18 protein-coding genes and 2 pseudogenes are annotated in these 12,771 nt (G+C 33.2%); 15 read left to right on the top strand and 5 right to left on the bottom strand.

The window, feature by feature from the left end:
• The first annotated feature begins 4 nt into the window (after positions 1–4).
• Together ACUL40_RS13595 and ACUL40_RS13590 are read left to right on the top strand one after the other, a co-directional pair.
• Positions 5–379 carry a nucleoside 2-deoxyribosyltransferase gene (locus ACUL40_RS13595; protein WP_001012342.1) on the top strand — a complete coding sequence of 125 codons (375 nt, stop codon included), beginning with the start codon at positions 5–7 and terminating at the stop codon, positions 377–379.
• A 79-nt stretch (positions 380–458) separates the two neighbouring features.
• A complete protein-coding gene (locus tag ACUL40_RS13590) occupies positions 459–947 on the top strand; it encodes a hypothetical protein (RefSeq protein ID WP_000764267.1) in 489 nt (162 codons plus the stop codon).
• A gap of 34 nt (positions 948–981) precedes the next feature.
• Here the strand turns inward: ACUL40_RS13590 and ACUL40_RS13585 are convergent, their stop codons facing one another.
• The gene (locus tag ACUL40_RS13585) at positions 982–1,293 is read right to left on the bottom strand and encodes a hypothetical protein (RefSeq protein ID WP_001093237.1); all 312 of its coding nucleotides are present in this window, start codon (positions 1,291–1,293) and stop codon (positions 982–984) included.
• Between the two features lie 252 nt (positions 1,294–1,545).
• Here ACUL40_RS13585 and ACUL40_RS13580 point away from each other — a divergent pair, with 252 nt between their 5' ends.
• Complete coding sequence (locus ACUL40_RS13580; RefSeq protein ID WP_001008327.1) at positions 1,546–1,761, top strand: DUF3912 family protein; 216 nt, start codon at positions 1,546–1,548, stop codon at positions 1,759–1,761.
• 87 nt (positions 1,762–1,848) lie between these two features.
• Positions 1,849–2,241, top strand: coding sequence for a hypothetical protein (locus ACUL40_RS13575; RefSeq protein ID WP_000875394.1), 393 nt, complete (start codon positions 1,849–1,851; stop codon positions 2,239–2,241).
• Positions 2,242–2,319: 78 nt separating this feature from the next.
• Here the strand turns inward: ACUL40_RS13575 and ACUL40_RS13570 are convergent, their stop codons facing one another.
• The 3 genes from ACUL40_RS13570 to ACUL40_RS13560 all read right to left on the bottom strand — a co-directional run bounded on the left by ACUL40_RS13570 (position 2,320) and on the right by ACUL40_RS13560 (position 4,885).
• On the bottom strand, positions 2,320–3,714 hold the full coding sequence (locus tag ACUL40_RS13570) for an L-cystine transporter (RefSeq protein ID WP_001094345.1): 1,395 nt from the start codon (positions 3,712–3,714) through the stop codon (positions 2,320–2,322).
• Positions 3,715–3,821: 107 nt separating this feature from the next.
• On the bottom strand, positions 3,822–4,064 hold the full coding sequence (locus ACUL40_RS13565; protein WP_000440716.1) for a DUF2626 domain-containing protein: 243 nt from the start codon (positions 4,062–4,064) through the stop codon (positions 3,822–3,824).
• A 125-nt stretch (positions 4,065–4,189) separates the two neighbouring features.
• Positions 4,190–4,885, bottom strand: coding sequence for a helix-turn-helix transcriptional regulator (locus ACUL40_RS13560; RefSeq protein ID WP_000434125.1), 696 nt, complete (start codon positions 4,883–4,885; stop codon positions 4,190–4,192).
• Positions 4,886–5,090: 205 nt separating this feature from the next.
• Between ACUL40_RS13560 and ACUL40_RS13555 the strand changes: the two are divergent.
• From ACUL40_RS13555 to ACUL40_RS13535, 5 genes and pseudogenes are all read left to right on the top strand, one after another.
• A pseudogene (locus tag ACUL40_RS13555) lies at positions 5,091–5,219 on the top strand (ATPase, T2SS/T4P/T4SS family); the annotation flags it as partial.
• Between the two features lie 54 nt (positions 5,220–5,273).
• A complete protein-coding gene (locus tag ACUL40_RS13550; protein WP_445422665.1) occupies positions 5,274–5,777 on the top strand; it encodes a hypothetical protein in 504 nt (167 codons plus the stop codon).
• A 52-nt stretch (positions 5,778–5,829) separates the two neighbouring features.
• Entirely contained in the window at positions 5,830–6,231 is a 402-nt protein-coding gene (gene tnpA / locus ACUL40_RS13545; protein WP_000606460.1) for an IS200/IS605 family transposase, read from the top strand.
• Positions 6,232–6,236: 5 nt separating this feature from the next.
• Positions 6,237–7,316 (top strand): RNA-guided endonuclease InsQ/TnpB family protein, encoded by a 1,080-nt coding sequence (locus tag ACUL40_RS13540; RefSeq protein ID WP_445422664.1) that lies wholly within the window; start codon positions 6,237–6,239, stop codon positions 7,314–7,316.
• 157 nt (positions 7,317–7,473) lie between these two features.
• A pseudogene (locus ACUL40_RS13535) lies at positions 7,474–7,592 on the top strand (ATPase, T2SS/T4P/T4SS family); the annotation flags it as partial.
• Between the two features lie 748 nt (positions 7,593–8,340).
• Here the strand turns inward: ACUL40_RS13535 and ACUL40_RS13530 are convergent.
• Entirely contained in the window at positions 8,341–8,550 is a 210-nt protein-coding gene (locus tag ACUL40_RS13530; protein WP_001010741.1) for a hypothetical protein, read from the bottom strand.
• Positions 8,551–8,646: 96 nt separating this feature from the next.
• Here ACUL40_RS13530 and ACUL40_RS13525 point away from each other — a divergent pair, with 96 nt between their 5' ends.
• The 6 genes from ACUL40_RS13525 (at position 8,647) to ACUL40_RS13500 (ending at position 12,771) form a co-directional block, all read left to right on the top strand.
• Positions 8,647–8,850 carry a hypothetical protein gene (locus ACUL40_RS13525; protein WP_445422663.1) on the top strand — a complete coding sequence of 68 codons (204 nt, stop codon included), beginning with the start codon at positions 8,647–8,649 and terminating at the stop codon, positions 8,848–8,850.
• A gap of 420 nt (positions 8,851–9,270) precedes the next feature.
• Entirely contained in the window at positions 9,271–10,629 is a 1,359-nt protein-coding gene (locus tag ACUL40_RS13520) for an AbiJ-related protein (RefSeq protein WP_445422662.1), read from the top strand.
• Between the two features lie 46 nt (positions 10,630–10,675).
• A complete protein-coding gene (locus ACUL40_RS13515) occupies positions 10,676–11,086 on the top strand; it encodes a hypothetical protein (protein ID WP_000914529.1) in 411 nt (136 codons plus the stop codon).
• Positions 11,087–11,202: 116 nt separating this feature from the next.
• Positions 11,203–11,784, top strand: a complete 582-nt coding sequence (locus tag ACUL40_RS13510) for a hypothetical protein (protein ID WP_000645177.1) — start codon at positions 11,203–11,205, stop codon at positions 11,782–11,784.
• Between the two features lie 25 nt (positions 11,785–11,809).
• Positions 11,810–11,950 carry a hypothetical protein gene (locus tag ACUL40_RS13505; RefSeq protein ID WP_000458735.1) on the top strand — a complete coding sequence of 47 codons (141 nt, stop codon included), beginning with the start codon at positions 11,810–11,812 and terminating at the stop codon, positions 11,948–11,950.
• A gap of 230 nt (positions 11,951–12,180) precedes the next feature.
• Entirely contained in the window at positions 12,181–12,771 is a 591-nt protein-coding gene (locus tag ACUL40_RS13500) for a hypothetical protein (RefSeq protein WP_445422661.1), read from the top strand.

Genomic DNA, 12,771 nt, shown 5'->3' with positions numbered 1-12,771 from the left:
ATAAATGAATTTTTATATCGCCTCAGGTTTCCAAAATAAACATCTTGTACGTTCCGTAGCAAATGAACTGAAACATGCAGGATGGCACCATACATATGATTGGACCAAAAACGAAAAAGCAGCAAATGAAGAACAATTAAGAGAAATTGGTCAGGCAGAACAAAATGCTGTAAAAGAAGCGGATGTATTTTTACTTATATTAGATGGCGGAAATGGGAGCCATACAGAGTTTGGAATGGCGATTGCACTAGAGAAAACGATATATGTATATCATGCAGGAAGCCCGCTCCAAACAACGTTCTATCACTTGCCAGAAATAAATATTTTTGAAGGAGATGTAGCTGAGTTTGCATCTTATGTTATGAATCATATGAAATAATAGTAACTACCTAAAAGGTTATAAAAGTGATCTTTTGGGTACAGTGATGATAAGAAACGTATATAAAGGAGTACATAATATGAAATTAGAAAATGGATGGGAAACGAGCTTTTTAGAAGTCGTACAAAATAGTGAATTTAAGAAAGAGGCACTTCTTAGTCAATTGCTTTGTCAGGATAGTGAAGAAGTAGAAGAGCTTGTGGATGATTACGGCTACGAAGAACTTGTTGAACGTGAACATGATGATGAGTTAGCTGAAATCTTAGGAGAAGAACTTTTTAGTGAGATGGAACGCCAAGTATTCTTATCTTCAAACCCAGAAGAAAAATTGATTTCATTCGTCAATGGATTAGGTTTTCATGTGTTAGATTGGATCGTTCTTCTTGAAACAGAATTTGGCATTGATAGTGCAAACTTTACATCAGATGCTGTGAAGGTGTTAGAAAAGCGTTTCAGACAGTTTCCATACATAGAGGACAAGACAATTTTTGATATGACATTTGGAGAATCGATGGATGTATTAGAATCTGTTACAGGATTACAACTAAAGGAAAAGATGAACGTATAATGAAAAAAGAACGTGATTGGATCACGTTCTTTTTTTACATAATAATAATTTTATCATCTAGTTTTGTCTGCCCGGTAAGAAGTGCGTTTAAATATTCCACTTTTCTTATACAAGCTTGTATATGTCTTTCAATCTCTTGTAACTCTGCTTGGTGATGCGTTTCAATTGGATGAATTTGTACGTTGAATTTTTCAAATTGACTACTATATGTTATTTCTGCATAGCCGCTCATAATATCGGTTTCGTTATGAAATAAAAATTGCTTCGTTTTGTCACAGAATGATACATCCTGAAAGCCATATACTTTTAATGCTTCAATTACTTTTTTAATCATTTTTGTATTCATTTTTTAACCCTCTTTACGAAGTTCTACTTATATATTATAACATAAAAAATTACATAGAAAGCGCTTCCAAGTGTATTTTATTATAAACTTTACGTTTCAATCACAAAAATGAAACAAAGAAAAAATAATTGTAAAGAAGGAAGGACTCTTTTATTGTTTCGTCATATATATAGAGAAATAGTGCAATGAAAGGAAATTTTCCGAGGTGGAGATCGTATTTCCAATTTGAGCGCAGTAAAAGAGGTGAGAATTTTGAACTTTGATATTGTAGGACAAAAAGCATATATAAAAGATGGACCGCATCGGAACCGAATTGGAATTGTAAAGAAAAATGAGACAAAATTAGCATCGCAGTTTGCTATTGTAATTGGAGAACAAGTCATTGATGTAGAGCTAAAGGATATCGTGTTAGTTGGAGTAGACGTAGGACAATTTCATAAATGGTGCGAACAAAATGGTTATTTGTGAAAAGGACGGGCTGTGAGATAATGAAATATATTTGAGGAAAGAGGATATGTTATTGTATTCTCTTTTTCTATGTTTAAGGAGGCGAAAATGAAATATAAAGAACAGGAGTTTACGTTGGAGTTAAAAGAGAACATTCAATGTATGGAGAAGGAAATAGAGCGAATATCACTTAAACTGCATAAAGAGTATTCACATTTATACATAGAAAAACACATGGAATTAGATATGGGATTTGCAAGAGAAAAAGAGAATCCCTTTGAGGTGGGTTATTATTCATCAGTTGCTATAGCTATATTAGATGAAGAAAAAGAGCTGATTGGATTTCATAATATTCCAATTTGGAAATGTGAAAGAATCTTTTTAGGAATGCCAATTCAATCAAACATTTTGGGGAGTAAGAAAGTAGGAGAACTCGCTGATGAATCTTGTTATGAGATTGAGGAAGAGTTAAAAGAGCAACTAGAAGAATACTTAGAGTGATAATTCTCAAGATAAAATCTATAAAGAGGGGACGGAATAAAAAAGACGCTAACAATTGTATGTTAGCGTCTTTTTTCATTATGAAGCAATTTCACCAGTTTTTGTATCATCTTGATTGTACGTATCTTGATCTAATTCACCAAGCCATTTACTTGAAATAAGACCTGCTGTCATAGAGCCACTTACGTTAAGAGCTGTACGCCCCATATCGATTAATGGCTCAACCGAGATAACTAGAGCAACAATACCGATTGGTAAGTTCATTGTAGATAGTACGATTAAAGCTGCGAATGTTGCGCCGCCACCAACTCCGGCAACACCGAATGAGCTAATAGCAACAACAGCGATTAAAGTTAAAATAAATTGTGGTTGTAATGGATCAATTCCTACAGTTGGAGCGACCATCATTGCAAGCATTGCTGGATAAATACCTGCGCAACCGTTTTGTCCGATAGATACCCCAAATGAAGCTGCGAAGTTTGCAATTCCTTCGGAAATACCAAGCTTTTCTTTTTGCGCTTCAATATTTAATGGCATCGCACCAGCACTAGAGCGAGATGTGAATGCAAATGTTAATACAGGGAACACCTTTTTTAAATATTGAATTGGATTTAAACCAGATAGCGCAATTAATAATAAGTGGATAACGAACATTACGATAAGTGCTACGTAAGACGCTAACACGAAGTTGCCAAGTTTTAAAATAGCATTTATGTCGCTACCAGCAACTGTTTTTGCCATAAGAGCTAATACGCCGTATGGAGTAAGGCGTAAAATTAATGTTACCATACGCATTACGATTGCATATACAGCATCAAGCATCTTCTTAAATAGCTCTGCTTGTTCTGGATATTTTCGTTTTACACCTATAAAGGCAATGCCGATAAAGGCTGCAAATATTACGACAGAAATTGTTGATGTTGGACGAGCGCCTGTTAAATCAAGAAACGGATTTGTAGGTAATAGCTCTAATAATTTATCTGGAATTGTTGTCTTTTCAATAGAAGTAAATCTTTCTTCAACTAGTTTCAGACGAGCAGATTCTGCATCACCTTGTTGTAGGCCGGTTGCAGATACATCAAATCCTGCACTTGCAGCGATACCGACAGCTGCAGCGATTCCTGTAGTAAGAATTAAAATACCGATAATAAGGCCACTAATTTTACCAAGGTTTTTCGTTAACTGTAATTTTGTAAATGCTGAAATAATAGATACTAAAATAAGTGGCATAACGATCATTTGAAGTAATTTTACATAACCGTTACCGATTAAGCCAAACCAAGTATTTGATTCAATAATTACTTTAGAAGTTGGCTCATAAATAAATTGTAATATAAGACCGAATAAAATTCCGACTCCTAAAGCGGTAAATACACGTTTATTAAAAGATACATGCTTACGTTGCATATAATATAATACGCCAACTAAGATGAGCATGACTGCAACGTTAATTCCGACAAGCAGTGTATTCATGTTGATTCCCCCTAATTCCAATCTGTTATATAGAATATAAGGTAATAAAACCTATAAGTCAACTAGGAAATTCCGGAATTAAAAAAAAGATGGCAAAATGCCATCTTTTAATGTCCAGCCCCAGGCACAAGTAAGAATGTCGTGTAGTATGTAAATCCTATGAAGAAAACAGTTAAATATGCCCCAAATACGTATATATACATACGCTCTGTTAATTTTAAATAGCTTAAAAGTACGAAGAAACCTGTTTGTCCTAAAAATAGTAGTGCGGCCGGTTGCATATCCCCTACGTAAAACATAACCGAGAAAATTCCAGTCCAAAAGCCGAGAACGCGAAACATGCGCTCCATGCCATCTCCCTCCTTTTCTAAAAAAAGTAAACCTCACCTCATTATAGTTTATTTTTCTTACTATTGTAAATATTCGTTCATATAAAAAGAAGCCAATAATAATTGGCTTCTTTTTATATGAAAAATTAAATTGTTAGTTTATAATTACAAGATTTACATCCATCTAATAGACTATCATTTCGAGTTAATTCCATGTTAGGGAATAGGATTTCAAAAATCCCTTTCATCATATCTCCGTGCATGTTACAAATTTCAGTTGGATGATGAACAGCAACTTCTTTAAATGGACAATTGTGTACATCATAGAAAATTTTTGTTCCATCTGCACTTAATTCAAATGCAGGTGATAAGCCAGCTGTTGAGAAAGCTTCTTTTGCAATTTGAACTTTTTGTTCCACTGTTAAAGCATCTTCACTCACATTTAAACGTTGCATATGTTGTTGCATTAATTCAGCTCCGAATTGTTTTCCTGTTTCGTATAGCGCTTTCTCACCAGCAGCACCAAGACTAAGTAAAGAATTAAATGCGATTCTTGCTAACAATTGATAATCACGGAATGGAAATTGTAATTGGATAACATCTTCAGATAAGACATACAATCTGCTCGGTCGTCCGCCTTTTCCAGTTTTCTTCGTTTCCGATTTTAGCATATGAACATCTTCTAATTTAGATAAATGTAAACGCGCTACGTTTGGATGAATGTCAAACTCATCTGCAATTTCTTGTACCGTTACGTAACTATGTTTTTGCGAAATATATTTATAAATGTAATAACGAGTTGGGTCAGATAATACACCTGTAATTTTTAAAGCTTGTTCCATGAGGATCTCCACCTTTATCACTTTATCCAAGATAATAACATTATAATACAGATAAACATGAGTATAGGTAATTTTAGACAATAATTCGGAAATTGTTCATAATTTCACAAACATATTTTTCCTTTTTCCTCTATTGAAAATACAAAAGTCCAAATTTTTATTGCGCATGTTTTCATGCTATATACATAGTGAGGAGGGAAAAGTGATGAATGGGATTGAAATTTTTGCGAATGCAATTTTAAAAGAAGCGTGTAGGGTACAAGCGTCAGATTTACATATTGTGCCCCGGCAGAAGGATGTAGCGGTGCAACTACGTATAGGGAAAGATTTAATGTAAAGGTAATTGACTATAATTATGAGGTAATTTGTTTTTTTGAATATTAAAGAGATGAGGAGGAGTATGATGAGTAGTGAAACAGCAGGATTTGATTTAAAGTTAAGGGCAAAAGAACAGTGGTTCTGTGACAACTGTGGCGAAATTATTGAATCGGATCAGGATGGAATACTAGAATGGGATTCTTTACAAGATGAAAGCACTGACGAGTATACAACGATAGGTGAAAACTTTAGAATAGTTCACCATAGGTCTGTGAGGAATTGTAGTTCACCGCAGAATAATGGCGTCCTCTTATTTGACGGTCATTTAGATTGGTTTACTGGTACAGAAGGTCTATCTAAATTGCTTAGTATTCAAGCAAGATATAAACTGGATACCGTAAAATTCCAAGAAATAATCAGACGCTTACATATAGAGTATTACGAGGAAGCTAGAACATATTTACCACAAGCCTCAGCTGATGGACAATATGATATTGATCCAAGTGGTACTGGGCATATACCAATAGCTGATTTAATTTGGATAATTGAAACATACGGTGATAGACAAGAATAGGCACCCTTTATTTTTTGTTGCAGTTCTATAAACAAACTGATACGATGTGAGCATGATAAATGATTATAGAAAAAACAAAACAATCGTTTCATTAATTAACTACCATTTTGTGTTTTGCCCACGATACAGAAGAAAGATTTTTCTTAATGCAAAAGTAGAAGAACGTTTCAAAGCTTTGGTTCAAGAGTTATGTAACGAACTAGATATTATTATTATTGCAATGGAATGTGATAAAGACCATGTTCACTTGTTCTTAAATGCACTACCAACACTTAGTCCTGCTGATATTATGGCGAAAATTAAAGGAGTGACGTCGAAGCGTGTAAGAGAAGAGTTTTCTCACCTCGCGCATTTGCCAAGTCTGTGGACACGTTCTTATTTTATTTCTACTGCTGGGAATGTATCGAGTGAAACGATACGATATTATGTTGAAAGTCAAAAAACGAGGGGGTGAAACTTGTGGCACAAACTATCACGATCAAAGTTAAATTACTTCCGACAGAAAAACAAATTAGGCTATTGGAACAAAGTAGTTACCAGTATATTAAGCTCATTAATATACTGGTATCTGAAATGGTTGAAGCGAAGAAAACCACGAAGAAAAGCACAAAGGATATTGAAGCCAACCTTCCAAGTGCGGTTAAAAATCAAGCGATTAAAGATGCGAAAAGTGTATTTTCTACAAAAGTGAAAAAGAGTAAATATAAAATCGTTCCGATTTTAAAAAAACCTGTTTGCGTATGGAATAACCAAAACTATTCATTTGACTTCACGTACATTTCAATGCCCTTTATGGTAAATGGAAGGTCAACTCGTTTAAAGATTCGTGCTTTGTTAACTGACAAATATAATCGCAATTTTGAATTGTTGAAACACAAGTTAGGTACACTTCGTATTACAAAGAAATCTGCTAAATGGATCGCTCAAATAGCTGTCACAATCCCTACAAACGAAAAAATAGGAACAAAGATTTTAGGAGTGGACTTGGGTCTCAAAGTTCCTGGGGTGGCTATCACGAACGATGATAAGGTTCGTTTCTTTGGAAACGGTAGACAAAACAAATATATGAAACGTAAGTTTCGTAGTATTCGCAAGAAGTTAGGAGAAGCTAAGAAATTGAATGCCCTTCGGCAACTTGATGATAAAGAACGGAGATGGATGCAAGACCAAGACCACAAAGTGAGTCGTGAAATCGTTGATTTCGCAATGAATAATAATATCTCTGTCATTCGATTAGAGCAACTAACGAATATTAGACAGACGGCACGAACAAGCCGTAAAAACGAAAAAAATCTACACACTTGGTCATTCTTTCGTCTAGCACAATTCATTGAGTACAAAGCGACATTAGTTGGTATAAAGACTGAATATGTGAATCCTTCTTATACAAGTCAAACATGTCCGAAGTGTTCTAAAAAGAACAAAGCACAAGATAGAAAATATAAGTGCCAATGTGGATTTGAGAAACATCGTGATATCGTTGGGGCGATGAACATTCGCTACGCAACTGTGGTTGATGGTAATAGTCAATCAGCCTAAGAACCTATATGGTCTGTCTTAGGAGGGGTGATGGCACACCCTCATCTTGAAGGCTGTTCAAAACAGAAATGAACTGCGAACGGTTAGTCATTCAAGAATCCCATCCGTTACACCGTAAGGTGTAGGACTTGCGGCTTTAGCTGTGGGAGTGTCAAGTCATGATCCAGATGTTATTTTAGTAGGGGCATCTGTGATGAAGAAACAGCAATAATATCCATAAGAGCAAGTCTGACGGGGCATTTAGTAATGATGACATTGCATACTAATAATACTGAGTGTTATTCTTCACCATGTTTGAGATTTGTTCAAGAAGCCTGAGTTTTTTCGATAAAAAGACAACGTATTCAAGGTTCAAAATTGTCCTATCTCAAATTTTGTGAACGAGAAAATTTTCATGAAACTTGAAATAGGAAAGGTTTTCTTCATAAATGTTGAGATAAGAAACAATTCTTCTAGTTCAATGTTTGTAAATGATAATTGGAATTCCTTTTTTTTAATACCATGTAAACTTTTTTAATTAAAAGGATTACCGAACAGGGAATTTTTGAGCATGTAACAGTAGATGAAGCGTTAACAAGAGGTGAGAGATTAAGAGAGTATTTTAAAGCATAACTACTTATGTATTAAAGAAAATAGTGGGTATATGAAAATGAGTCGTTGGTAATACGACTCATTTTCATATATTAAATAATAATACCATTATTGCGAAGGCTATTTTTTGATTCTGAGTTAAAGGTATAGTACCTTTTTGAATGTCTGTAATGAGTTGTTTGTAAATATACTCCAGCGTTTCCGTGCAATTATTCCATTCGTTCTTGAATAGTGAAATATCCTCTTTAAGTTCATATGCAGAACCATGAAGGTCGTAAGGATATCTTAATGCCATAGAATCATCATCCCAATTTGTTCTTTTGTTAATAAAATTTTGTATTTGCTGAAGTTGCACTTGTACATGAGGAGAATATAGACCATGATTATTTAATGTTTGTAATATTAGATGTGAAGACTCATCCCAAAGTGTTTTTTAATTATGACCTGTAACTTTTTTAGGCTCTCCGCCATTCATAACTTTTGCTATTTTAGCAATCATTTTAGTACGTAATTCAATATAATGTCTTGCGATGTACATAGTTGGAATAATTGAAGCATTATTAATTAGATTATGTTGGATAAGATTTTCTGCCACTTCTAGGTATTGAGAATTATAATCTTCCCAAGTATTAGGGAAATTCATTCTAATCTACTCCTTTTAATCTATTTACATTTATTTTGAAGGAAATACATGTTTTCCGCGAATAAATATTTGAAAATTTCAAAAATGAGGGTTATCATGAAGGAAAAAAAGATAAGGATTGGGCAAAGGGTATACTTTGTTGAAAGAGGAGAGCGTGTGTTTGAAAGAAAAGTAATTCGAGGAGAAAACATGTATTCGAATTTGGCATTTCAAGATAGTTTCGGTATGAAAGAGGCAGACGAAAGTTGGAATTGGGAAAATTTTTTTCATCACCACAGAAGAAGCAATAGAACAAATTGAAATGAACATGCAAAAGTGGAAAGAAGAGTGTTTTAATTCCAAAGAAGAGCTCTTGCGATTGTTATATGATTTGACGTTATACGCTTCTTCAAGTGAAGTATGGAGAAATAAGATTAAGGAAGCGATTAAAATTAATTTTGATATCGATGTACATTAGGAAAAAAATATAAAAATTAGCGTTACATATAAGAAGAAAGTTTTTTTGAGTGCTCAGATAAGTATAATTCGAGTGCTTTTTTATTTCTTGTTTCTGAAGGAGAATAAAGGTGGAAAAGTTTTATGTTTATTGGTGGAATTTGTTAATATATAATTTACTTTATAAGTGGTATTTCAGAAGAGAAAAGGGTTGGATGGAAATAGCAACAGTGTACCCAATAAAGCATGTTTGAAATTGAATTCTTCTATAATGGGGCGATAAAGATGAAGTCTATTAATAAATTAATCGATGCGATATCTTGTGTTTTGGTTGATGAAAAAGCGTATGATTTGCCTAGTGTTTGTGTAAGGTATGGCTTGGAAAATGGTGAAGAATCTGAAGCTTTTTCAAGTAAGAGGGTGTATGTACAAAGAAGATTAAAAAATAAGGACCAATTATTTTTGATAGATTTAGCCCAAAGAATCATACAAGACTATGATTTACATACAAGTACGTTGGCGAAGATTTTACATAAAACAGCTCCTACAGGTTTTTATTCAATTAGTGAGATTACGAGAAGAAATATAATGGATGAGCTATATTCTAGGGGAGATATCTCAGGGAAAAGTGAATTATTAGATTTTCTAAACCGAATATGGATATTAGAAGATATACCTTCAACAGATTCTAGATTTCAGAATGCTTCAGGTGATATATGGCAACACATGATAAATAATTCAGACTGGGATGAACCATATTTATTTGAAGAGTATTTAGGATTATTGACAGCAACTGATGAAATCTTTATTCGTTTTTTAGAACAAACTGTGCACCCTATTGTGCGCCATGAATCGAAACAAATGGAGTACATAGCATTTGTTGATTCTCATTTGATTAAAGATGGCTATCAGTTCTCACCAACAGATAACATATCAGGCTATCCAATTTATAAAATTAATAAACTTCAAAAGGGAGTTAAGGGTACAGCTAAGAATCTTATTTTTGCTGCAGTTGGTTGTAAGCCGGAAATTGTAATTAGTGATTCCATTAATAATGATATAAAAATAGTGAAGCATGAAGAGAATTGTCTTGTGTATGATCGCCCTATTCCAAGCATGGGTTTATATTGGGATGACCTACTAAAATGGTGGACAGATAGTAAAGAGGAAAATGAGATAGGAGCAGAAAATGAGATTTTTCTATATAAGAGATTACTTAATTCTTTAGATTCAGACCCTGAAAAAATACTATTTGATAGTTATTTTAGATTTTTTAAAAGGAGGTTTAATCAGGACTTTCCTGCATTAATACCTCAAGTTTATTTGCATTATGATCCATACACAGTCAAGCAAAGATTCCATGCAACATTTTTACCAAGACAACGTATGGATTTTCTTTTATTACTTCCCAACAACCAAAGAATTGTTCTAGAGATAGATGGAAAACATCATTATTCAGATGGAGATATTTCAAGTCCTAGAAAGTATTCGGAGATGGTTTGTGCAGATAGAGAATTGAAACTCAATGGATATGAGGTATATCGATTTGGTGGTTTTGAATTTATGAATAGAGAGAAGAGCCGACAAATGATAAAGGAATTTTTTGAAGGGTTATTTAGTAAACATGGAATGAAGCCAAATTAGTTTCGAGGAATTCGGAACGAGATGGAACGAATAGGGGGGATGAGATATGTTGAAAAAAATGAGCGTTATATATATGTTATTATTTCTTTTGTTACTTGTAGGATGTGGGTCTAATAACAAAAAAAGCTTAGAAGAAAAATTATTTAAAGATGGGGAAGCATTGGTACAGGCTTACTATCAATCAGCAAACGGTGCAGATAAGTCAAAAGAAATTCAAGAATTAGCACCAAAATTTGATGAGATGAAAAAAGCGAATACATTTTCTTCAGAAGACGAAGAGTGGTTTGTGAAAGAAATCCAACTTTTAAAACAAGAATATGCATTATATATGATGGAGGGTGCTCTAGAATATGCATCAAAAAATACACAAGGTGATAAAGAGGGGGCTAAGGAAGAAATGATGAAACATATGAAAGAATTACAGGATGACTTTGGGATTGTATATGATAAGAAGTAAAGTGCAAAAAAGATCATTTTAATGAGAATGAGTTTTTTACTTTGGTTCTGTTAAATATTTGTGTTTAGGTTTTAATGTAAAAAGGGTAGAATTATCTTTTATTCGGAGGAGAATACATGAAGGCACTTGCCGATTTAATAGATATATACAATAAAAATTATGCTCGCCATGAAGAGTGGAAGTTAAGTGATTTTAAAAATCGAACGAAGTCAATGGAGGAATTAATTAAAGATGCTGTTTGGGGGTACCTTCCAAATTTGAAAAGGGATTCACATCAGTGCCAAATCTCAAAAGCAGTTCTAGAAGAAATGACCAAAAGGTTATTGGACCCGTTAATTATGGAAGAGATAAAAAGGGCTACATGTTTTGATGATATCTTTATAATTGTGTACGAATTGAGAATTCCTAATTTTAGTTCGTTATGCGTGTACGATACGTCTCTTAGAATAGGAGCGATGTTTAACTTATACCCGAAGGTGATTTATTTACACCGTGGCGTATTAGACGGGATAATTAATTTGATAGGTAAAATGGAACTTGAAAAACATATAAAATTCTTTTTAAGAGATGAAAAATATCCCTACGTCACTAAAGATTGTCTGCCTAAGGAGCTGCAAATATTAGAACCGCATCATATTGAAAATTTCTTGTGTCGTAACAAGGAAAAAATATTAGTTTTTGATTTGAAACGTACTTGAGATAAACGGTGAGATTTTTAATGTAATGTTTTGTAATATGGATGGTAGTGATTTAAAGGCTGTATTAGAACGTAGAATTGATTTAGTACAATTATTATCGTTGAAAAGAAGACATGCTTCGCAAACGGGTAATATTTATTTAAAAAGCCATGAAATTATATTATAAGGTTTTGTTCGCGGATAATTTGTTCTGTTTGTCCTTTTGTGTAAATGAAAGGTGACTAGAACATCTTTTTGCATTTGTACATCCTTCTTTAATGCTCAATATATATTTTTATAGTAATTTTATTGATAAGATTTGTGAAAATATAGAAGTGTTATTTTTGGCGGAAATTTGAAATTTCATTTAGTCGAGAATCTTAAATTCTCTCCTAGAAAAATAAAAAAGGGGAAAATATGTTAAATAAACTATCCAAAATTTATTTGATGGAATTAGATAGATACATTGAAAAAAACTTAAATTCTATTACATGTGTGGAAGTTCGAGATTGTTATCAAACTTTTCTAGACGTTTCCATACAAATGACGGGTATACATCAAAACTATAAAAGTTTGCCAGAGTATTTGGTACACCGATTTATGTATTATCTATGTAAAAGCCAAATTGACAAAGGTAAGTACAAAATTGAGACAAACCAAAAATATTTAAATCATCTTCAAGGAAAGAATGAAATCGATATTGCACTTGTTGATTCTTATACAAAAGGAAATACTGGTGGAGAACCAAAAATCCTAAGGGGAATTTCAGTAAAGGCAGCTCAAACAGTAAAGATTGATGAGGATTCGTATAGAGCGCGTAATTTGCTTTGGGGTGAAAATAAAGATATGCAATTTGTGCTAGTCACATTTAATGATTCGTTTAATAAAAAAGAAGATGAATATGTAAATGATAAATATAAAATTATAAATTTGGAAAGAGATAATGATAATACATTCGTTGATGAATTAAAAATAAAATTAAAACTGTTTGAAATCGGGATAAACTAA

Source organism: Bacillus sp. KNSH39, assembly GCF_052656585.1.
This window is presented reverse-complemented; position numbering and strand designations above follow the sequence as displayed.

What these genes read in the sequence shown, in the direction of transcription:
- ACUL40_RS13510 (WP_000645177.1), top strand. Translation starts at nt 11,203, where the DNA reads ATGAAGGCACTTGCCGATTTAATAGATATATACAATAAAAATTATGCT.
- ACUL40_RS13585 (WP_001093237.1), bottom strand. Translation starts at nt 1,293, where the DNA reads ATGAATACAAAAATGATTAAAAAAGTAATTGAAGCATTAAAAGTATAT.
- ACUL40_RS13520 (WP_445422662.1), top strand. Translation starts at nt 9,271, where the DNA reads ATGAAGTCTATTAATAAATTAATCGATGCGATATCTTGTGTTTTGGTT.
- ACUL40_RS13550 (WP_445422665.1), top strand. Translation starts at nt 5,274, where the DNA reads ATGAGGAGGAGTATGATGAGTAGTGAAACAGCAGGATTTGATTTAAAG.
- ACUL40_RS13595 (WP_001012342.1), top strand. Translation starts at nt 5, where the DNA reads ATGAATTTTTATATCGCCTCAGGTTTCCAAAATAAACATCTTGTACGT.
- ACUL40_RS13525 (WP_445422663.1), top strand. Translation starts at nt 8,647, where the DNA reads ATGAAGGAAAAAAAGATAAGGATTGGGCAAAGGGTATACTTTGTTGAA.
- tnpA (WP_000606460.1), top strand. Translation starts at nt 5,830, where the DNA reads ATGATAAATGATTATAGAAAAAACAAAACAATCGTTTCATTAATTAAC.
- ACUL40_RS13530 (WP_001010741.1), bottom strand. Translation starts at nt 8,550, where the DNA reads ATGAATTTCCCTAATACTTGGGAAGATTATAATTCTCAATACCTAGAA.
- ACUL40_RS13590 (WP_000764267.1), top strand. Translation starts at nt 459, where the DNA reads ATGAAATTAGAAAATGGATGGGAAACGAGCTTTTTAGAAGTCGTACAA.
- ACUL40_RS13570 (WP_001094345.1), bottom strand. Translation starts at nt 3,714, where the DNA reads ATGAATACACTGCTTGTCGGAATTAACGTTGCAGTCATGCTCATCTTA.
- ACUL40_RS13500 (WP_445422661.1), top strand. Translation starts at nt 12,181, where the DNA reads ATGTTAAATAAACTATCCAAAATTTATTTGATGGAATTAGATAGATAC.
- ACUL40_RS13515 (WP_000914529.1), top strand. Translation starts at nt 10,676, where the DNA reads ATGTTGAAAAAAATGAGCGTTATATATATGTTATTATTTCTTTTGTTA.
- ACUL40_RS13575 (WP_000875394.1), top strand. Translation starts at nt 1,849, where the DNA reads ATGAAATATAAAGAACAGGAGTTTACGTTGGAGTTAAAAGAGAACATT.
- ACUL40_RS13505 (WP_000458735.1), top strand. Translation starts at nt 11,810, where the DNA reads ATGTTTTGTAATATGGATGGTAGTGATTTAAAGGCTGTATTAGAACGT.
- ACUL40_RS13565 (WP_000440716.1), bottom strand. Translation starts at nt 4,064, where the DNA reads ATGGAGCGCATGTTTCGCGTTCTCGGCTTTTGGACTGGAATTTTCTCG.
- ACUL40_RS13560 (WP_000434125.1), bottom strand. Translation starts at nt 4,885, where the DNA reads ATGGAACAAGCTTTAAAAATTACAGGTGTATTATCTGACCCAACTCGT.